General features: G+C 73.7%; 19 protein-coding genes. 17 read left to right on the forward strand and 2 right to left on the reverse strand.

Going from position 1 to position 17,858, the window contains the following annotated elements:
* Positions 1–117 precede the first annotated feature (117 nt).
* Positions 118–1,104, forward strand: coding sequence for a LacI family DNA-binding transcriptional regulator (locus O7631_RS23570; RefSeq protein ID WP_278146216.1), 987 nt, complete (start codon positions 118–120; stop codon positions 1,102–1,104).
* Between the two features lie 36 nt (positions 1,105–1,140).
* Here the strand turns inward: O7631_RS23570 and O7631_RS23575 are convergent, their stop codons facing one another.
* Both O7631_RS23575 and O7631_RS23580 read right to left on the reverse strand, forming a co-directional pair.
* A complete protein-coding gene (locus O7631_RS23575) occupies positions 1,141–2,283 on the reverse strand; it encodes an FUSC family protein (protein WP_278146217.1) in 1,143 nt (380 codons plus the stop codon).
* 6 nt (positions 2,284–2,289) lie between these two features.
* On the reverse strand, positions 2,290–2,919 hold the full coding sequence (locus tag O7631_RS23580; RefSeq protein ID WP_278146218.1) for a TetR/AcrR family transcriptional regulator: 630 nt from the start codon (positions 2,917–2,919) through the stop codon (positions 2,290–2,292).
* Positions 2,920–2,986: 67 nt separating this feature from the next.
* On the opposite strand from O7631_RS23580, the gene O7631_RS23585 reads away from it, so the two are divergent.
* From O7631_RS23585 to O7631_RS23660, 16 genes are all read left to right on the forward strand, one after another.
* Positions 2,987–4,150 carry an FAD-dependent oxidoreductase gene (locus O7631_RS23585; RefSeq protein WP_278146219.1) on the forward strand — a complete coding sequence of 388 codons (1,164 nt, stop codon included), beginning with the start codon at positions 2,987–2,989 and terminating at the stop codon, positions 4,148–4,150.
* A 161-nt stretch (positions 4,151–4,311) separates the two neighbouring features.
* Positions 4,312–5,088, forward strand: coding sequence for a DUF3153 domain-containing protein (locus O7631_RS23590; protein ID WP_278146220.1), 777 nt, complete (start codon positions 4,312–4,314; stop codon positions 5,086–5,088).
* A gap of 144 nt (positions 5,089–5,232) precedes the next feature.
* The gene (locus tag O7631_RS23595) at positions 5,233–5,577 is read left to right on the forward strand and encodes a hypothetical protein (protein WP_278146221.1); all 345 of its coding nucleotides are present in this window, start codon (positions 5,233–5,235) and stop codon (positions 5,575–5,577) included.
* A gap of 11 nt (positions 5,578–5,588) precedes the next feature.
* Positions 5,589–6,197: a glycine zipper family protein gene (locus O7631_RS23600; protein ID WP_278146222.1), complete on the forward strand. Its 609-nt coding sequence runs from the start codon at positions 5,589–5,591 to the stop codon at positions 6,195–6,197.
* A complete protein-coding gene (locus O7631_RS23605; protein WP_278146223.1) occupies positions 6,194–6,892 on the forward strand; it encodes a carboxypeptidase-like regulatory domain-containing protein in 699 nt (232 codons plus the stop codon). Before O7631_RS23600 ends, O7631_RS23605 begins: the two co-directional genes overlap by 4 nt.
* A 23-nt stretch (positions 6,893–6,915) precedes the next feature.
* The gene (locus O7631_RS23610) at positions 6,916–8,175 is read left to right on the forward strand and encodes a phage tail sheath subtilisin-like domain-containing protein (protein ID WP_278146224.1); all 1,260 of its coding nucleotides are present in this window, start codon (positions 6,916–6,918) and stop codon (positions 8,173–8,175) included.
* A gap of 1 nt (position 8,176) precedes the next feature.
* The gene (locus tag O7631_RS23615; RefSeq protein WP_269679096.1) at positions 8,177–8,662 is read left to right on the forward strand and encodes a phage tail protein; all 486 of its coding nucleotides are present in this window, start codon (positions 8,177–8,179) and stop codon (positions 8,660–8,662) included.
* A complete protein-coding gene (locus tag O7631_RS23620) occupies positions 8,637–10,022 on the forward strand; it encodes a hypothetical protein (RefSeq protein ID WP_278146225.1) in 1,386 nt (461 codons plus the stop codon). Before O7631_RS23615 ends, O7631_RS23620 begins: the two co-directional genes overlap by 26 nt.
* Entirely contained in the window at positions 10,022–10,897 is an 876-nt protein-coding gene (locus O7631_RS23625; protein WP_278146226.1) for a hypothetical protein, read from the forward strand. The genes O7631_RS23620 and O7631_RS23625 overlap by 1 nt, the downstream gene beginning before the upstream one ends.
* Positions 10,894–12,486: a contractile injection system protein, VgrG/Pvc8 family gene (locus tag O7631_RS23630; RefSeq protein WP_278146227.1), complete on the forward strand. Its 1,593-nt coding sequence runs from the start codon at positions 10,894–10,896 to the stop codon at positions 12,484–12,486. Before O7631_RS23625 ends, O7631_RS23630 begins: the two co-directional genes overlap by 4 nt.
* Positions 12,486–12,824, forward strand: coding sequence for a hypothetical protein (locus tag O7631_RS23635; protein ID WP_278146228.1), 339 nt, complete (start codon positions 12,486–12,488; stop codon positions 12,822–12,824). The genes O7631_RS23630 and O7631_RS23635 overlap by 1 nt, the downstream gene beginning before the upstream one ends.
* The gene (locus O7631_RS23640; RefSeq protein ID WP_269679101.1) at positions 12,821–13,255 is read left to right on the forward strand and encodes a GPW/gp25 family protein; all 435 of its coding nucleotides are present in this window, start codon (positions 12,821–12,823) and stop codon (positions 13,253–13,255) included. Before O7631_RS23635 ends, O7631_RS23640 begins: the two co-directional genes overlap by 4 nt.
* Positions 13,252–15,984 (forward strand): putative baseplate assembly protein, encoded by a 2,733-nt coding sequence (locus tag O7631_RS23645; RefSeq protein ID WP_278146229.1) that lies wholly within the window; start codon positions 13,252–13,254, stop codon positions 15,982–15,984. Before O7631_RS23640 ends, O7631_RS23645 begins: the two co-directional genes overlap by 4 nt.
* Positions 15,965–16,480 (forward strand): phage tail protein, encoded by a 516-nt coding sequence (locus O7631_RS23650; protein ID WP_278146230.1) that lies wholly within the window; start codon positions 15,965–15,967, stop codon positions 16,478–16,480. Before O7631_RS23645 ends, O7631_RS23650 begins: the two co-directional genes overlap by 20 nt.
* Positions 16,477–17,400: a hypothetical protein gene (locus tag O7631_RS23655; RefSeq protein ID WP_278146231.1), complete on the forward strand. Its 924-nt coding sequence runs from the start codon at positions 16,477–16,479 to the stop codon at positions 17,398–17,400. Before O7631_RS23650 ends, O7631_RS23655 begins: the two co-directional genes overlap by 4 nt.
* A complete protein-coding gene (locus O7631_RS23660) occupies positions 17,397–17,858 on the forward strand; it encodes a hypothetical protein (RefSeq protein WP_278146232.1) in 462 nt (153 codons plus the stop codon). The genes O7631_RS23655 and O7631_RS23660 overlap by 4 nt, the downstream gene beginning before the upstream one ends.

Here is a 17,858-nt window from a genome sequence, read left to right on the forward strand (position 1 = left end):
ACACCTGAGAGCGCTACCACCACAACCGGCAACCGCCCCTTACCGCTGATGTGTCCGCCGGGGCATGATGTGAGCAGGCGTTTGTCCGACCGGGCGGGCCTCGGCGGGGAGGCGACGATGACGACAGCGGCACACCGACCGGCAACTCTCGAGGACGTCGCGCGGGTCGCCGGGGTGTCCCGGTCCACCGCGTCGCGGGTGATCGCCGGCACGGGGTTCGCCTCGCCGACGGCCCGGGAACTGGTCGCGGCGGCTGTCGACCAGCTCGGCTACGTGCCCAACCCGGCTGCCCGGGCGCTGGTCCGCGGCGGCGGCGTACGGATGGTCGTGGCGGTGCTGGGTGCCAGCGCGGCCGTGCTGGACGACCCGTACGTGCACCAGGTCGTCGGTTCGGCGGCCCGGGTGTGCACGCCCGCCGGTGTCGGTGTGGCGTTGCACTGGCTGCCGCTGAACGACCCGGGCGGGCTGGCCCGGCTCGACGATCGCAGCGTGTGCGGGGTGATCCTGGTCAACACCACGGAGGAGCTGCTGGAGTCGGTGCCCCGGTCGCTGCGGGGGCGGGTCGTCTCGATCGGCGTCGGCTCGGCGAGCGTGCCGTCGTTCGACGTCGACAACGTCGCCGGGTCCGAGGCGGTGCTGCGCCATCTGTACGCCACCGGTCGACGCCGCATCGCCATGGTGGCCGGCCCCCGGTGGTTGCCGTGCGCGCAACGTCCCGTGGAGACGTACCGCCGGCTGATGCGTCAGGCCGGCATGCCGGAGCGGGTGCTGCCCGGCGACTTCACGGCGGCGTGCGGCCGGGCGGCGGCCGACGTGGTGCTGCGTCAGTGGCCGGACGTCGACGCGATCTACGCGATCAGCGACGACACCGCGCTCGGGGTGATCGCCGGCCTGCGCGACGCCGGGGTGCGGGTGCCCGGCGACGTCGCGGTGGCCGGGTTCGACGACATCCCTCTGGCCGGGCTGACCGCCCCGACGTTGACCACGGCGAGCCACCCGGTGGGGCGGATCGCCGCCGCCGCGGCCACCGCCCTGCTGGACGGACGTCCGGCCGCGCCGGTGACCCTCTTCCCGTCCGCCCTGGTGGCCCGGGCCAGCGCCTGACCGGCGGTTCGGTGGGTGGCGGGGCCGACGGCCCGATCAGACGGCGGGGAGGCCGAGGGCTTCGTCGACGCGGGCGAGGACGGCGGCATCGTCCTCGGGGTTGACGCCGCGCAGCAGGTCGATGGCCGTGGCCCGGACCTGCCCGATGATCATTGCCAGCGGGAGCGTCTGGGTGGCACCGAAGAGCTGCCCAGCGGTGTGCACGGCGGCCAGCGCCGCCTCGTCGGCCCGCGCGGCGTGCTGGTCGGCGTTGTCGTCCTGGCCGTTCAGGTCGGCGGCGAGGGCGGCGCCGGCGTGGCGGACCGCCTCGGCCAGCGACCGCAGGGCGACACCCAGCTCGGGCGGGACGGGGGTGTGCAGCCGGCTGAGCGTCACGCCGGCGCGGGCCAGCACCCGGACGTTGCGGACGGCGTAGTCGGTCTGCCGGATCGACTGGTCCACCGAGCGCAGCCGACCGATGTGGCGTCGTCGACGGACGTTGAGCCGCAGCGCTTCGCCGGCGGCGAGCACTCCGTCGCGTAACCCGTCGACGCGGGCATCCATCCCCCGGGCTCGGGTCAACGCGGTGACCGCGGCGTCCTCGTCGCGGCGGTCGAGGGCGTCCGCGATCCCGCCGAGCAGCCCGGCCAACTCGTCGAAGGCCCGTCGGACCTCGGCGACCAGCGGAGCCAGCGGGCGACGGGCGTCGACCAGCAGGCTGGCCGCGAGCGCGACCACACCCCCGATGAGAGCGTCGACGAAGCGGAACGGCACCAACGTCCCGTCCGGCGGGGCGACCACCACCAGGTAGAGCGCCGAGACCGCCGCCTGCACGAGCGTCACGCCGGTGGCGCCGAAGGCCACCGCGAGCAGGACGGTGAGCAGGATGACGGTGAAGACCGTCCAGGTGCTTCCCGGGCCGAGCGCCTGCACCACCAGGTCCGCGACGAGCACCCCGGCGGCGACGCCGAGGACGACCTCGACGGCCCGACGGATGCGTTGGCCCCGGGTCTGGCCGAGGACGATCAGCGCGGCGGCCGGCGCGAAGAAGGGTTGCGGATGCCCGAGCAACCGGGTGGCCAGCAGCCAGGCCACCGTCGCGGCGACGGTGGCCTCCAGCACCGGCCGCCAGCCGTGCCGGAGCCGCCCGCCGGCCGTCCGCAACGCGCCGAACCGTGCCGTCACCCGTTTCGAGAACACGCGCGGTCAGCTTCCGGTCAGGGCACGAAGCAGCGTGCGGACTGCGAAGCCCAGGTCGGTACGACTGGCCGGGCTGCCGGGCGGTGGGGCGGTGAGCGCGCCCGCGCCGACCAGCCGGTCGAAGAGGAGCCCGTCCACGAACGCGACGAACTGGTCGCCCTGTCGGTCGGGATCGGTGGCCCCGGCGCGGGCCAGCAAGTCCCGGGCCTGCACCCGCAAACCGGTGCCGTGGTGCAGGATGCCCCGCAACTCGGGCCGGTGCACCGCCTCCAGCAGGCAGGCGTACCGGGCCAGGGTCCGGCTACGCCCGGTGCTCAACCACCTGTCGAGCACCTCGGCGATGCCGGCGGCGAGCAGGTCGAGGTCGGTGCCGTCGAGCCGGGGGGCGGGGGTCGGGGGCGGTGGCCCGGTCGGCAGGTCGTACGCCGCCAGGTCGGCCCGGTCCCGGTCGGCGAGCCGTCCCACCACGGCCTCGATCAGCGCCTGGCGGGTCCGCAGGTACGCGGAGGTGGTACCGGGAGGCATTCCCGCGCGCCCGTCGACCGCCCGGTGCGTCAGCGCTCGCATGCCACCGTCGGCGATCAGCTCGATGGCGGCGTCGGTCAGCAGCGCGATCCGGTTCGTCCGGGCCGTCACGGCACTCCCCCTCTCCGAGGTCCGCAGGTAGTATCCTCTTTCTACAGGTGTAGAAGGGTGGATCGAGATGGACGACTCACACGCGGTGGTCGTGGGCGGCGGCATCGGCGGGCTGAGCGCGGCGCTCGCCCTGCACCGGCACGGCTGGCGGGTCACGGTGCTGGAACGCGCCGCCGAGCTGCGCGAGGTCGGCGCCGGTCTGAGCCTGATGGCCAACGCGGTGCGCGGGCTGGACGCCCTCGGCCTCGGCCCGGCCCTGCGCGACGGTGGGCACGGCGAGGCACCCGGCGGGATCCGCGACCGGCACGGGCGGTGGCTGTCCCGGGTGGACGCCACCGAGATGGTCAGGCAGCTGGGCACCACAGCCCTCGGTGTGCACCGGGCCACCCTGCACCGCACCCTGCGCGAGGCCCTGCCCGCCTCGTCCCTGCACACCGACGCCACTGTGGAGCACGTCGAGTCCGGCCCCGACCACGCCGAGGTGCGCTACCAGGGCCCGCACGGGCCGCAGACCCTCCGCGCCGATCTGGTGGTCGGCGCCGACGGCCTGCGCAGCCGGGTCCGCGCCCAGCTCTGGCCGCGACACCCCGGCCCGGTGTACGCCGGATCGACGGCCTGGCGAGCGGCGATCGCGTTTCCCGACCCGGTCCCGGCCGCGATCACCTGGGGACCGGGCGCCGAGTTCGGCATGGTGCCGATCGGCGACGGCCAGCTCTACTGGTACGCCGCGCTGAACGCGCCACCCGGCGGCCACGCCCTCGACGAACTGGCGGCCCTGCGGGAGCGCTTCGGCGACTGGCATGACCCCATCCCGGCGCTGATGGCGGCGACCCCACCCGGAGTCGTCCTGCGCAACGACATCCACCACCTGGCCGCGCCGCTGCCCACGTACGTGCGGGGACGGGTCGCGCTGCTCGGCGACGCCGCCCACGCGATGACACCCAACCTGGGGCAGGGCGCCGGGCAGGCGATCGAGGACGCGGTGGTGCTGGGGGCCGTCTGCTCCGCCGGCGCCACCGCGGTGCCCGCCGCGCTGGCCGCGTACGACGAGCAGCGTCGACCACGTAGCCAGGCCGTTGCCCGGGCCTCCTTCATCGCCGGTCGTTTCGGCCAGCAACTGCGCAACCCGATCGCCGTCGCGGTACGGGACAACGCGTTGCGCCTCACCCCGGCCCGGGCCGCCCTGCGGAGCATGGCCCGCTACGCGGACTGGAGACCCCCGGTGGGCTGAGCCGACCCCGTGGTCGACGGGGGGGAACCCCAACACTCCAATGTATTTATCGAAGCTGGGGGCGGACTCGTTCGAAGGCGACAGCGCGCCCGTACAATCGGCGACTGTCTTGTGACCGATCGCTGACTGCTGGTGTGAAAGCGATCACACACACTGAGCCCATGAACAGGAGAGTCAACCGCGGTAAGGCACTCCGCGTCGCGGTGTGTCTCATTCTTCTCGCCGCGCTCAGCGGTTGCATGCAACTCAACATGGGCCTCACCGTCAACGCCGACGACACAGTCGACGGCCAACTGCTGCTGACGGCGCAGAAGCAGGTGTTGAGCGCCCGGAACAAGAACGTCCCGGCCGCCTTCGCGGAGCTGCGGCAGAGCATTCCCGCGCTGCCCGCCGGCGAAGAGACCCTTTACCAGGACGACACTTTCTACGGCTCCCAGATCAGTTATCGCAAGGCGCCGCTGGCCGGTTTCGACACGGAGAGCGTGAAGCTGGTCCGGGACGGCGATCTCTACCGTTTCACACTGCCGCTGGACCCGAAGAAATACGGCGGAAAGGTCACGCAACAGAATCCGCAGCAACAGCAGGCGTTCCTCAAGCTCATGTCGTTCGAGATCTCGGTGACATTCCCCGGCCGCGTGATCGACAGCAATGGCACTGTCAACGGCCGTTCGGTGAGCTGGAAGGTCGACGCCAACCAGGACAAGCCGACCGAACTGCGGGCCGTGGCCGAGGCGCCACCTCGCCCGTCCGCCTCACCGGCTGCCGCAGGCGACGACGGAGGCGGCGTCCCCTGGTTGCTGGTCGGCGGCGGCGTACTCCTTCTGCTGCTGCTCGCCGTGGTGGGCGTACTCCTGCTGCGCCGCCGTCAGCCCACCGTGCCGGCTGCGCCCGGCCCGACCCCGGCGGGCCCGCCCGCCGGCGCCCCGGGGCCCGGCTGATCCACCTGGTGGCCGGCGCCGCCGGCCGCGCCCGGCTCCGGCCGCCCCCGAGACGACGGCGACCGGCCCGGTGCTCCCGGTGGGAGCACCGAACCTCACCACCACCACATCCCGGTCGCACCATCGCAGAAAAGGGGGATCGCCGTGAACGATCTCTTCACCTGGGCAGCCCTGGGCAGCATCGCCGGTGCCAGCGCCGCCACCCTCCTGGCCACGAACGTCATCGGCGGACTCATCGGCCCCAGCGGCGACAAGGCCCGCAAGTGGATCGCCATCGGCATCGCGCTCCTGCTGGCCTACGTGACAGCGGCGTTCGCCGACGAGGCCGGCGGCGAGAAGTGGGTCATCGCGTTCTTCAACGCGCTGGTGATCTTCTCCGCCGCGCTCGGCATCAACCAGATCCCACCCGGTAACCGGCAGGCGACCCAAGCGTCGCCGACTCAGGTCGCGCAGGGCCGCGAACCCCGTTTTGTCCGCTCCTGGGTCTGAGGGGTGACGTCATGGTCTTCGGAATTCTCAGCGCGGCGATCCAGGTCATCCTCGGCGCCCTTCTCGGCTTCCTCGCCGGCGGCACGATCGGCCTGCTGATCGGCGCTGTCGTCGGCCTACTGGTCGGCGCGGTCTTCGGTTGGGCGGTGACCTCCGCCGGGGTGTACGCGCCGGACGCGCGCGGCATCTTCCTCTTCGTCGTCGACCACACCTGGAGCCTGCTCAACACTGTCGTCGGGGCCATCTACCTGGCCGTGCACCTGATCTTCGGGCACTCGCTGGACCGGCCCACCTCGGCCGGCAGCGGACGGGTCTGCGTGGTGGAGGGGGTCTCGCCCCGCTACGCCACCACCATCGGCACCGTCTGCGCCGGCGCCAGCTCGGGCATCCAACGGCACGAGGACGTGCACATCTTCCAGGGCCGCCTTCTCGGGCCGCTCTACATCCCGCTGGTGCTGGCGAACTACGTGCTGTTCACCATCGCCCCGGTGTGGTTGCTGTACCACGACCACACCAACGCCCCGATCAACCGGTTCACCAGGTACTTCGAGATCGGCGTCTACCCGCACGTGTGGAACGAGGCCATCGCGTACCGGATCCAGGGGACGCCGCCGCGATGACCACCGATGGGCGCGGCCCGATCGAGACGGCCACCGCCGAGTTGGCCTCCTGGCTGACCGGCGCGGTGGGGGAACCCGTCCCGGTCGGTCCGCCCCGCACCGACGGCGACGCCGCCGGCCTCACCCTCTGGCCGCTAGAGTTGCGCCCGGCCCGGCAGACCCGCTCCAGCGGCGCGGTCCGCGAACCGTACCGGTTCACGGTCCGCTATCTGCTCTGCGTGACCGGTCCGGCCGGGTTGCCGCGGCTGGACCGGGTGCTCACCGCCGCGACCACCGATGGCAGGTATCCGGTCGTCCTGGAGGCCGGTGACCCGCCACTCTGGACCGCGTTCGGGGCGGTGCCGCGCCCGGCGCTGCTGATCGACGTACCCGCGCAGGTGGACCATCCCACCCCGGCCGCGCCGCCGGTCCTGCAACCGTTGCGGCTGCGGCAACTCGGGGTGCGCGCCCTCGCCGGCCGGGTGGTCGGCCCCGAGGACCAACCGCTCGCCGCGATGCGGGTCGAGCTTCCCGCCACCGGATCCGCGACCCGCACCGACCCCGACGGCCGGTTCGTGATCGCCGGCGTCCCGCACGACCCCGACCACCCGGGTCCGGTCCGGCTCCGGCTGACCGGTCGCGGGCTCGTCCTCACCGCCGACGTCGACCCCACCGAACCCGACCTCGTCATCGTCTGCGCGCCACCGACCCACTGACGCCCACCCGCACAGGAGGACCGATGCCCAGCTACTTCTCCCCCGGCATCTATGTCGAGGAGGTCCCCAGCGGCGCTCGACCGATCGGCCCGGCGAGCACCAGCATCGCCGCGTTCGTCGGCGTCGCCCCGGACCGCTCCGCCCACCTGGGCAAGGCGGTGCCGGTCAACAACTGGACGGAGTTCCTGCGGCTCTTCGCCGGCGGTGAGCGGGTGGAGAGCACCCCGCTCGCCCGGGCGGTCTTCGGTTTCCTCGACAACGGGGGCGCCCGCTGCTGGGTCGTCAACGTCGGCGAGGGCGGCGCGATCACCGGCACCGGGCAGCGACGCGGTGGCCTGCAACTCCTGGAAGCCGTCGACGAGATCTCCATCATCGCCGCCCCCGGCTTCCACGACCCGGTGTCGCACGAGGCGCTGCTCAGCATGGCCGAACGAACCCGCACCATGGTCGCGATCTGCGACCCGGCACCGGACATCGACGACATCTCCGCGTTGACCCGCGTCGCCACACCGTCCTCCGGCAAACCCCCCAAGCCCGACGGGGGTACGGGCGGCGGCTCGGGCGGCCCGGGCGGCGGCTCGGCCCAGCCGGGCGGCTCCGGCGGGCACGAGGGCGCGGCCTACCGGCCACGGCAGTCCGAGTTCGGGGCCTTCTACTACCCCTGGCTGCGGGTACGCGACCCGATCAGCGGCGAGTTGGAACTCACCCCGCCCAGCGGGCACCTGGCGGGCATCTGGGCCCGCACCGACGCCCTGCGCGGCGTGCACAAGGCACCGGCCAACGAACCCGTACGCGGCGCCGTCGACCTGGGCTACCTGGTCACCCGACCCGAACACGACGTGCTCAACCCCAAGGGCGTCAACGTGATCCGGTACTTCGCCGGGGAGGGCATCCGGGTCTGGGGCGCCCGTACGCTCGCCGCCGAGGCCAGCGAGTGGCGCTACCTCAACGTACGGCGGCTCAGCATCGCCATCGAACAGGCCATCGCCAACGGCACCCGGTGGATGGTGTTCGAACCCAACGACTTCACCCTGTGGCGCTCGATCCGACGCGACATCGGGGCGTTCCTCACCCGGGTGTGGCGCGACGGCGCGTTGCTGGGGCGCAGCCCCGAGGAGGCGTTCTTCGTCAAGTGCGACGAGGAGACCAACCCGGCGGACGTACGCGACGCCGGCATGGTGATCGCCCACATCGGCATCGCCGTCGTCAAGCCCGCCGAATTCGTGGTGTTCAAGCTGAGCCAGTGGGCCGGCGGCACCGAGACCGAGACGATCGGAGGCTGACATGCCCACCCCAGCCACCCCGCAGCAGCCCGGCGCGCCGGTCGACCCGTACCGGGCGTACAACTTCCGGCTGCTCATCAACGGGGTCACCAACGGCCACTTCACGGAGATGACCGGCCTGGAGGTGACCATCCCCGGGCAGCCGTACCGCGAGCACGGCCTGGGCCGGATGCGGATGGTGCCCGGCCAGGCCGAGTACGAGCCGGTGACGCTGCACTTCGGCCTCACCGCCTCCCGTGAGCTGTGGGACTGGGTGAACGCCACCGCGCAGGGCACCCTCAACCGCCGCAACGTCTCGGTGGTGCTGCTCGACTCGGTCGGCTCCACGGAGGTCCTGCGCTGGAACCTGATCGGCGCCTGGCCGACCCGCTGGCGTGGCGCGCACCTCAACACCCTCAGCCACGAGATCGCCATCGCCTCGTTGACCCTGCGCTACGAGGGCCTGGAGCTGGAGACCGGCGGTGCCGCCGCGCCAGCGCCCGCGTAACTGGTTGGCCGCCCGGCTGCGCTCGGCCGCCGGGGCGGTCGAGCGTCTCGCCGGGCGGGTCGAGCCCGTCGGGCCGCCCCGGCAGGAGCCGCCGTCGGACCCGCCACGCCGCTTCGGGGAACCTCCGCAGCACTGGTTGGACGTGGTGGCCTCGCACGCCCCCGGCCTGCTGCGCGACCTGGACCTCGACCCGGCACCACCGCATCCCGAGCAGACGCGGGGCCCCGAAGAGCAGCACGGGGGGTCCGGCGACGCTACCGCGGCCCCGACGGCTGACGAGCGACGGTTCACCCCGGGCCGGGCCGGCAGCCTGGTCGCGGACCTGTCCCGGCACCCCGCCGACCCCGGCCTCTCCACCGGCACCGGTGTCGAGCGCGACGCCACCCGACTGTCGGCCCCCGGCACGACAGGCAACGCTGGCACGACCGGCGGCCCCGCGGCGGGTGACCTCGACGCGGCGGGCGGCGCGGAAACCGTCAGCGTGCCGGACGGTGCGGCTCGGCCTGGACATGCGGTCAGGCCCGACGGCCTCGGCACCACCGGAAGGCGCGGCGCGGCGAGGACCGTTCCAGCGCATGGTGGTCCCGACAGGGCGGGTAGCTTCGGTACGACCGGCGCGGCGTACGACGTCGCCGGACAGCGCCTGCTGAGCCACGTCGGGCGGCCGGGCACCACGCCGGACGCGCGGCCGACGGCGGGGTGGAGCGACACGCCCAGAGTGGCTACCCGAGAAGGCAACTCGGAGCCCGGCCACATCTCGCGGTCCGGCAGCGTCTCATCCCCCACTCTGAAGTCCGCCGACCTCCCCGCCCTGAAGCCCGCCGACCTCCCCGCCCTGAAGCCCGCCGATCAGCAGGGCCCAGAGCCGGCATCCCCCCGCCAACCACTCCCCCGCCCAACCCCCACCGTCGGCGAGATCTTGGAGGATTTCGGCCCCTCCAGGGGCGCGTTCCTTCCAAGATCTACACGTCCCGCCGCTGACGACGCGTGGGGTGGGGGCGGTGGGGGTTGGGTTGGTGGGGGTTGGGTTGGTGGGGGTGGGGGTGGCGGGCCGTGGCCCGCCCTGCCGGGCGAGCGGGTGTCGCCTGGGCAGCACCTCGACCGGGCGGCGCTACCGCAGGGCGGGCAGCGGCCCGTTCAACGTACCGAGGTCCATGCGGCGGAACGGGTCGGCCGTCCGGATCGCGTACCGGGTGGACACTGGCCGGCGAGCCCGGCCCTCCCGGCGATGCCGCCGCAGGTGACGGCCGCCGACCCGTGGCCGTCACTACCCGACGACGCGACGGTGTGGACGGTGCCGGGTGAGGCGCTCGACGCCGCCCACCTGGGTCGCCTGGACCGGGAACAGGCGGGCGGCTGATGGAACGCGTCGCCTTCCTCATCGACTCCTCGGGCGTTCGGGTGGACTGCCTGCTCAATCCGGAGACCGTGCAGGTGACCCGGCTCGCCGGCGTACGCCGACGGGGTGCCGCCGGAGGTCAGCTCACCGGGTCCGGGCTGGCCGACGACCCGCTCGTCTTCACCGGTGGCGGCCGGACCGAGCTGGTGCTCGACCTGCTCTTCGACGTCGACTTCGTGGAGGCGCAGGTCCGCCCGGCCGACGTGCGGGTGCTGACCCGTCCGCTGTGGATGCTGGCGGAGAACTCCGCTGTGGAGCACGGCTGGCTCCGACCTCCGCTGGTGCGGTTGGTGTGGGGCAAGACCTGGAACGTGCCCGGCGTCATCGTCGCGGTGGCGGAGCGGTTCGACGCGTTCACCGGCACCGGGTCGCCCCGGCGGTCCTGGTTGCGGCTGAAGCTGGTCCGGGCCGCCGAGACGGCCGACCAGGCGCAGGCCGGCTTCGAGGAGGAACTGGCGGCGGCGAGCACACCGACCGCCGCGCCGGGCAGCGCGGTGATCGCCGCCGGCGACGGCGCGGCCGAGCCGGGCCGATCCGGGGTGCGCTTCGACCTGCTGGCCAACGACGCGCTCGGCTCACCGTTGCGCTGGCGTCTCCTCGCCGAACACAACCGGATCACCGACCCCCTCGCCGTGCCGGCCGGCACCACATTGGCGGTCCCACCACCGGCACCGGCCGGCGGCCCGACGACGGGTGCGGTGACCGCGGCCGCGCGGGCGCTCGCCGGAGCGGTGGGCGCCGGTGCGGCGTTCGTCGGAGCGTCGATCGCCACCGCCCCCGCCGCCTGGGGCGCGGCGACAGCCACCACCCCTTCAAGCCCTGGGGGTACGCCGTGACGAGCGTCGCGCCCCGGGCGCTGACCGTCAGGCTCGACGGCGTCGAGCTGCCCGACGCGGCCCGGCAGCGGATCCGCTCGCTGCGCGTGGCGGCCCGCCTCGACCAGCCCACCCAGGCGGAGCTGGTGCTCGCCACCACCGCCGGCGCCGGCGCGTACGACCCGGCGGTCCGCCCCGGCACCACCCTCGGCGTACGGCTGGCCGACCACGCCGACGCCCTGTTCGACGGGGAGGTCACCGCCGTGGAGGTCGAGTACGCCGCCGACGGTGCCGCGCTGCTGCGGCTGCGTGCGTACGACCCGCTGCACCGGTTGCGTAAGCGGCAGGGGTTGCGGGTGTTCACAGCGGTCACCGCAGTGGAGCTGGCCCGGGAGCTGTGCGGCGAGGTGGGTCTGTCGGTGACCGCCGACGTCGACGGTCCACGGCTGGAACGGCTGTTGCAGCACCGGCACAGCGACCTGGAGCTGCTGCGGGAGGTGACCGGGCGGGCCGGGCTGCACCTGGCCGCCGAGGGTGACGGGGTCCGGTTGGTCACGCTCGCCGGTTACGGGGAGCCGGTCGCGTTGACCCTCGGCGCGGGCGTGCACACCCTGCGACTGTCCACCAACGCCGACCAGGCCGGCGGGGCGAGCGTGGCGCTGGGCTGGCATCCGCAGCGCGCCGAGGTCATCAGCCAGCAGGCCGACGAGGCGCGCTGCGGTCGACCGGCCGACGACCGCCCGGACCCGGCCGACGTGGGCGCCGACGGGGTGCGAACCGCCGTCGACCAGCCCGGCCGCAGCGACGACGAGTTGGCGGCGTTGGCCCAGGCCCGCCTGGACACCCGGGCGGCGACGCTGGTCACCGCCGAGGGGGTGGCCGAGGGCGACCCGGCGTTACGACCGGGCCGACGGATCGACCTGGGCGGTGTGCCCGACCCGGTGGCCGGGGCGTACGTGCTGACCGAGGTGGTGCACACGGTGGACGGCGACGGGCACCTGACCCGGTTCTCCACGGTGCCACCGGTCACCCCACCGGCCCCCACCGGCGGGGCGGTGGTCACCCTGGGCTCGGTCACCGACGTCGCCGACCCGGACGGGCTGGGGCGGGTCCGGCTGACCCTGCCCGCGTACGGGGACCTGGACGCCGGCTGGCTCGCCGTGCTGTGTCCCGGCGCGGGTCGGGGCAAGGGTCTGGTGGCGCTCCCCGACCCGGACGACACGGTGCTGGTGGTGCTGCCCGGTGGCGAGCCGGCGTCGGGCATCGTGCTCGGTTCACTGTTCGGCGCTGTCGAACCGTACGACGCGGGCATCGACGACGGGCGGGCACGACGCTGGACGATGCGTACCGCCGGCGGGCAGTCGATCGTCGTCGACGATGTGAACCGCAGCCTGCGGCTCGCCACCGAGGGCGGCAGCTTCCTGGAACTGACGCCGGATCTGGCCACCCTGCACGCGGCGTCCGACCTGGTGATCTCCGCACCCGGCCGGGCCATGGTGGTGCGCGCCCGCAGCGTGGACTTCCTGCACGCCGAGTCGACCGAGGACCAGACGACGGCGGCGGAGCAGGCCCGTTCCCTCGCCCGCGCCCACCACGAAGGAGGCGGCTGATGCGCTGGATCCACAGCGACTCCGTGATCACCTGCGACCACGACGGCCGGGTCGAGAACCGGCCGTCGCGGGAGTGGGTGACCGTCACCGGCGTGCCCGTGCTGGTGGACGACGACCCGGAGGGACGCGACATCGTCGCCTGCCCGAACTACGGGCCGACCGTCAAGCCGTGTACGACGACGCTGACCGTCCGGGTCGGCTACAGCGACTGGATTCGCATCGACGGGCACCGGGTGGTGCTCTCCCACCTGTCGGGGTTCACCAACGGCACGCCTCCGGGGCTGGTCAAGCACACGGTGCGGGACCCGCGCCAGCAGTTCCTGGGAGCGGACCGGTGAGGGCCTTCCGCTTCGTCGGCGCCGGCTTCGACGCCGGCCGGACCGGCGGGTTGGCGCTCACCGCTGCCGGTGGCCTGGCGATGACCGAGGGCGACGAGAGCGTACGCCAGGCGCTGTTCCTGCTCCTGTCGACCACGCCGGGCGAGCGGCTGATGCGACCGGGGTACGGGTCCCGGCTGCACCGCCTGGTCTTCGCACCCAACGACGACACCACTGCCGGCCTGGCCATCCACTACGTCCGGCAGGCCATCAACCGCTGGGAGCCCCGGGTCGAGGTGATCGACGTCGACGCCGGGCCGGACCCGGACGACGCGTGGCGGCTGGTGATCAGGTTGGACTACCGGGTGCGGACCAGCCTGACACCCGGGCAGCTGGTCTTCTCCGTGGACCTGCTCCCGGTCGACGACCCCGCCCAGGGAGGACCCTCATGACACTGCCCGTGCCGCACCTGGACGATCGCGGCTTCCTCGACCTGGTCACCGAGGCCCGGGAACGGATCCGGCAGTCCTGCCCGGCGTGGACCGACCTGTCGGCACACGACCCCGGCATGGCGCTGGTGGAGGCGTTCGCGCACCTGACCGAGGTCATGATCTACCGATTGAACCAGTTGCCGGAGAAGGCGTACGTCTCGTTCCTGAACCTGCTCGGGGTCGCCCGGCACGCGCCCACCGCCGCCTGGGCGGACGTCCTCTTCACCCGTACCGGCACCGACCGCACGGCGGTCCGGATCCCGGCCGGCCTGCGAGTCGCGGCCGCTCGCGGCGCGGACCCCCGGCCGGTCGTGTTCGTCACCACCGAACCGGCGGTGCTGCCCGCCGACGAGACGTCGGTGACGGTACGGATGCACCACTGCGAGACGGTCGAGGCGGAACTGCTCGGTGTGGGGACCGGCCAACCGGGTCAGGTGCTGCGGGCCGCCCACGCGCCACTGGCGCACACCGCCGAACCGTTGGACCTGCTGCTCGGCGTGGAGGTGCCGAACGGCACCGTGGAGTTGGGCGCGGCGGCCCGCGAGCACGACGGCCGCACGTTCGAAATCTGGCAACCGGTGGACAGCTTCGCGGGGCTCGGCCCCCAGTCCAAGGCGTACCTGGTCGACCGCTGCTCGGGCACCGTCACCTTCGCCCCGGCTCTCGACCTGCGACCCGCCGCCGCGCAGCCCTCGGCGGGGACCCCGACGCCGGTCACCGTCGCGGCGGCGCCGCCCAGCACCGTCGCGGCAGTGCCGCCCAGCACCGTCGCTGCAGTGCCGCCCAGCACCGTCGCGGCGGTGCCGCCGGCCGGGCGGCAGGTCCGGCTCTGGTACCGCTCCGGTGGCGGGCCCACCGGCAACGTGGCGGCGGGCACCCTGACCAGCCTGCGCGACCCCCTGCCCGGGGTGAAGGTGGACAACCCCGCGCCGGCCGCCGGTGGCCGCGACATGGAGGCGCTGGAGTCGGTGCTGCTGCGCGGCCCGTACGAGTTCTTCGCGCAGCAGCGGGCGGTGACCGCCCGCGACTTCGAGGTGCTCGCCACCAGCTCCGGTGCGGTGGCGAGGGCGCGGGCGTTCACCCGCGCGGCGGTGTACAGCTTCGCCCGGCCGGGTGAGGTCGAGGTGGTGCTGGTGCCGTACGTGCCGCCGACCGCCCGCCCCGACGGACGGCTCCCGGTGGCGGTGCTGCGCGAGCACGAGGTGCCCGAGGCGCGGCACCGCGTCGAGGCGGACCTGGAGGAACGCCGGATGGTCGGCATCCGGTCCCGGGCGACCTGGGCCCGCTTCAAGGCGGTGTCGGTGCGGGCCCGGGTGGTGGTCCGGCGTGAGGAGGACGTGGACGCCGTCCGGAGCCGCATCCACGACCGGCTGCACCAGACCCTGAGTCCGCTGCCGACGGCGCTCAACCCGACCGGTTGGCCGTTCGGGGAGCCGCTGCGGGCGTCCAACGTGTACCGGTTGCTGGAGCACGCCGAGCCGGGTGTGCGCTATGTCGAGTCGGTCCGGTTCGTTGTCGACGAGGCGCCGGACGCGGAGGTCCGCGCCCTGGCCGTGGACCAGTACCAGCCACGCACCTGGTTCGCCGGGCGCGGACCGGTGGTGTTCCGCTCCAGCAACGGCGGCGCCGGCTGGGAGCCGGCCGGCCGCTTCGAGGGCGAGACGGTGCTGCGGGTGGCGCCCGCCCCCGCCCCCGTACGACCGGGCATCGTGGCACGTCCCGGCTCGGTGGCAGTGGTGACGGTGCGCGCCTCCGGCGGCTCCCGGGTGCACCTGAGCACCGACCTCGGGGAGACGTGGTCCCTGCTCACCGACCTGGACTCGCGGATCTCCGACGTGGCCTGGCTGGACCGCGACGGCGCCGGTGCGCTGCTGGTGGCCACCGACACCGGCCTGTACGAGGTGTCGCTGCTGCCGGGGGCGGTGCCGTTGCAGATCCTGGTCGACCCGTCCGACGCCGACCGGGGGTTCTACGCGGTGCGCACGTTCGTCTCGGAGCGGGGCGCGCCGGGCGTCGCGGTGGCCGCGCAGGCGAGTTTCGGGGTGTACCTGTCGACCGCCGGTGGCCAGCCGGGCAGCTTCACCCACGTCGGGTTGTCGAACGTGGACAACCGGGTCCTCGCCGTGCAGTACGACGGGCCGGCCACGCTGCTGTGGAGCGGGGCCGGTGAGCCGGACCCGAAGAAGCCCGGACAGGGCTGCCATCGCACCCGTCTGTTCGAGTCCGACGTGAAGTGGCAGTCGACGCAGTCCGGGTGGATCGGCGGCACCTGCCGGGACCTGGCGTTCGCCGGGTCGCTGGCGGTGGCTGCCACGCAGAGCGGCGGGGTGCTGCGGCTGGACACCCTGGCCACGCAGCCGCAGTGGCAGCCGGTGTCGGTCAACTGCGGGTTGCCGCTGCGGGACCGGACGCGGTTCGTGCCGGTCGACGCCGTCGCCGTGAACGGCCCGGTGACCGGCGGGAGCGGCGGTGCCGCAGCCGGCGGGAGCGTCGGCGGCTCCGGCGCGGCGGAGCGGCTCATCCTGGCCGGCGGCGAACGCGGTGTGTACCGCAGCGCCACAGCTGTCGACTGGACACCCAGCGCCAACCAGGCCACCGCCGACGTGGTGACCGTCCCGGATACCTGGCTGCTCTGCTCCGGCGAGCACGACATCGAGGTGGTGCGCCAGGATGCGACGCTCGGCGATTGAGCGGCTGCTGCCCGCCGCCTACCAGCGGGCCTGCGTGCCCGGCAGCGTGCTCTGGACGCTGCTGGACGTCATGGAGGCGCTGCACGCCCCGGACGAGGCGATCCTCGCCGAGGTGGACGCCCTGTTCGACCCGTACCGGGCGCCGGACGGGCTGGTCGTGGGGTTGACGCGCTGGGTGGCGATGGACCACGTGGTGGCGTCACCCCGGCCGGACACCCCGCTGCCGCTGCCGGTGGGCCGGCTGCGTGACCTGGTGGCCAACGCGGCGCTGCTGGCCCGGTGGCGTGGCACCCCGTACGGGTTACGCCGCGCTCTCGAGCTGGCCACCGGTGTGTCGGGCTTCGCGATCGACGAACCCGCCGAGCAGCCGTTCCACGTGGTGGTGCGGGTGCCGGCGGCCGCCGCCGGTCAGCTGGCCGTGATCACCCGCATCGTCGAGGCGGAGAAGCCCGCCTCGACCACCGTCGAGATCGTCCTGGAAGGGGAGTCGTCATGACCACCGAGTGGGCGGTCGTCGCCGCCGCCGAACAGTTCACGCTCGACCCGCGTAACGGCGGCGAGCTGACGTTCACCGTCTCCAACCCGGGCAACGCGCCGGACACCGTGGTGTTCGACGTGGCTCCCGGTGACGGTTCGCAGCGGGCGTGGTTCACCGTCGCCGAGCCGCAGCGGGTGGTGCCCGGGCAGGGCTCGGTGTCGTTCCTGGTCAAACTCGCCGTGCCGGCCGGCACCGCCCCCCGGCGCTACGACATGACCGGGTTCGCGTACTCGGCGAACACCGCGCCGGAGGAGAGTTCCCGTTCCAGCGGCCGGGTCACCTACGAGGTGCGGGCGGTCGCGCCGCCACGGCGTACCCCCTGGTTGTGGATCGCCGCCGCGGCGGCGTTGGTGTTGGTGGTGGTGACCGTGGGGGTGGTCCTGCTGACCCGCGACAAGGGTCCGGACGATCCGCGGGTGGTCACCGTCGAGGCGGAGAGCCTGGTCGACGGCGCGGTGGTGGAGTCGCCGAACAAGAGCAAGGCGACGGTGGTGGCGCAGCCGGACTGCTGTGAGGTGACCTGGTCCGGCGGCGAGCAACTGTTCTTCCAGGGCCTGGCCATCGGCGACAAGGTGACGGTGACGGTGCAGATCCCGGCCGACGGCACCTGGCGGTTCGCCGCGGTGCGCACCACCGCCCTCGACTACGCCAACACCGTCTTCGCCATCGACGGCAACCAGGTCGGCGGCACCTTCCTCGGCTTCACACCGACGGTGCGGAAGACGGAGTTCCTGGACGTCGGCACGGTCCAGCTCACCAGGGGCGCGCACCAGGTCACCCTGCTGGTGGTCGGCAAGACGCAGGGCACCAACCGCTACTTCGCCGGCGTCGACGTGCTCCGGTTCAGCGAGGTCGTGTCACCGGCCGCCGCGCGATGAGCGGCCGGCAGAAGGCGCTGCTGGGCGTGCTCGCCGGTCTGCTGGTGGCGCTGTTCGTGGTCGCGATCGGGGCGGGTCGCGACGACCGGGGTGACCCGGGGGCCCGACACGGCCTGGTCGACCGGTTGGGGGCACTGGGCGGCGATCGCGCCGCAGTGGACCCGAGCACGGTCAGCGCCGACTGCTTCGAGGAGCCCGGTCGGCTGGTCTTCTCGGGTAGCTGCGAGCTGCGGGTCGCCGACCCCGGTGGGTTACGCACCCTGGTGCTGCGCAGCGCGGCGCGATTCACGGTCACCGCGCCCGCCCCGGGCGACGCCGACCTGACCATCCGCGACGAGGTCGAACCGGCCGCCGACGGCACCGGAGCCGTGGCGAAGGTGGCCGTCGACGAGGCCACTGTGGTCGGTGTGCGCTGTCCCGGCCTTGGATCCTGCACTGTCGTCGTGGCGACGTCCTGA

It is taken from the genome of Micromonospora sp. WMMD967 (genome assembly GCF_029626165.1).
GTDB lineage: Bacteria > Actinomycetota > Actinomycetes > Mycobacteriales > Micromonosporaceae > Micromonospora > Micromonospora taraxaci.

What these genes read in the sequence shown, in the direction of transcription:
- O7631_RS23570 (WP_278146216.1), top strand. Translation starts at nt 118, where the DNA reads ATGACGACAGCGGCACACCGACCGGCAACTCTCGAGGACGTCGCGCGG.
- O7631_RS23585 (WP_278146219.1), top strand. Translation starts at nt 2,987, where the DNA reads ATGGACGACTCACACGCGGTGGTCGTGGGCGGCGGCATCGGCGGGCTG.
- O7631_RS23590 (WP_278146220.1), top strand. Translation starts at nt 4,312, where the DNA reads ATGAACAGGAGAGTCAACCGCGGTAAGGCACTCCGCGTCGCGGTGTGT.
- O7631_RS23600 (WP_278146222.1), top strand. Translation starts at nt 5,589, where the DNA reads ATGGTCTTCGGAATTCTCAGCGCGGCGATCCAGGTCATCCTCGGCGCC.
- O7631_RS23605 (WP_278146223.1), top strand. Translation starts at nt 6,194, where the DNA reads ATGACCACCGATGGGCGCGGCCCGATCGAGACGGCCACCGCCGAGTTG.
- O7631_RS23610 (WP_278146224.1), top strand. Translation starts at nt 6,916, where the DNA reads ATGCCCAGCTACTTCTCCCCCGGCATCTATGTCGAGGAGGTCCCCAGC.
- O7631_RS23615 (WP_269679096.1), top strand. Translation starts at nt 8,177, where the DNA reads ATGCCCACCCCAGCCACCCCGCAGCAGCCCGGCGCGCCGGTCGACCCG.
- O7631_RS23625 (WP_278146226.1), top strand. Translation starts at nt 10,022, where the DNA reads ATGGAACGCGTCGCCTTCCTCATCGACTCCTCGGGCGTTCGGGTGGAC.
- O7631_RS23635 (WP_278146228.1), top strand. Translation starts at nt 12,486, where the DNA reads ATGCGCTGGATCCACAGCGACTCCGTGATCACCTGCGACCACGACGGC.
- O7631_RS23645 (WP_278146229.1), top strand. Translation starts at nt 13,252, where the DNA reads ATGACACTGCCCGTGCCGCACCTGGACGATCGCGGCTTCCTCGACCTG.
- O7631_RS23650 (WP_278146230.1), top strand. Translation starts at nt 15,965, where the DNA reads ATGCGACGCTCGGCGATTGAGCGGCTGCTGCCCGCCGCCTACCAGCGG.
- O7631_RS23655 (WP_278146231.1), top strand. Translation starts at nt 16,477, where the DNA reads ATGACCACCGAGTGGGCGGTCGTCGCCGCCGCCGAACAGTTCACGCTC.
- O7631_RS23660 (WP_278146232.1), top strand. Translation starts at nt 17,397, where the DNA reads ATGAGCGGCCGGCAGAAGGCGCTGCTGGGCGTGCTCGCCGGTCTGCTG.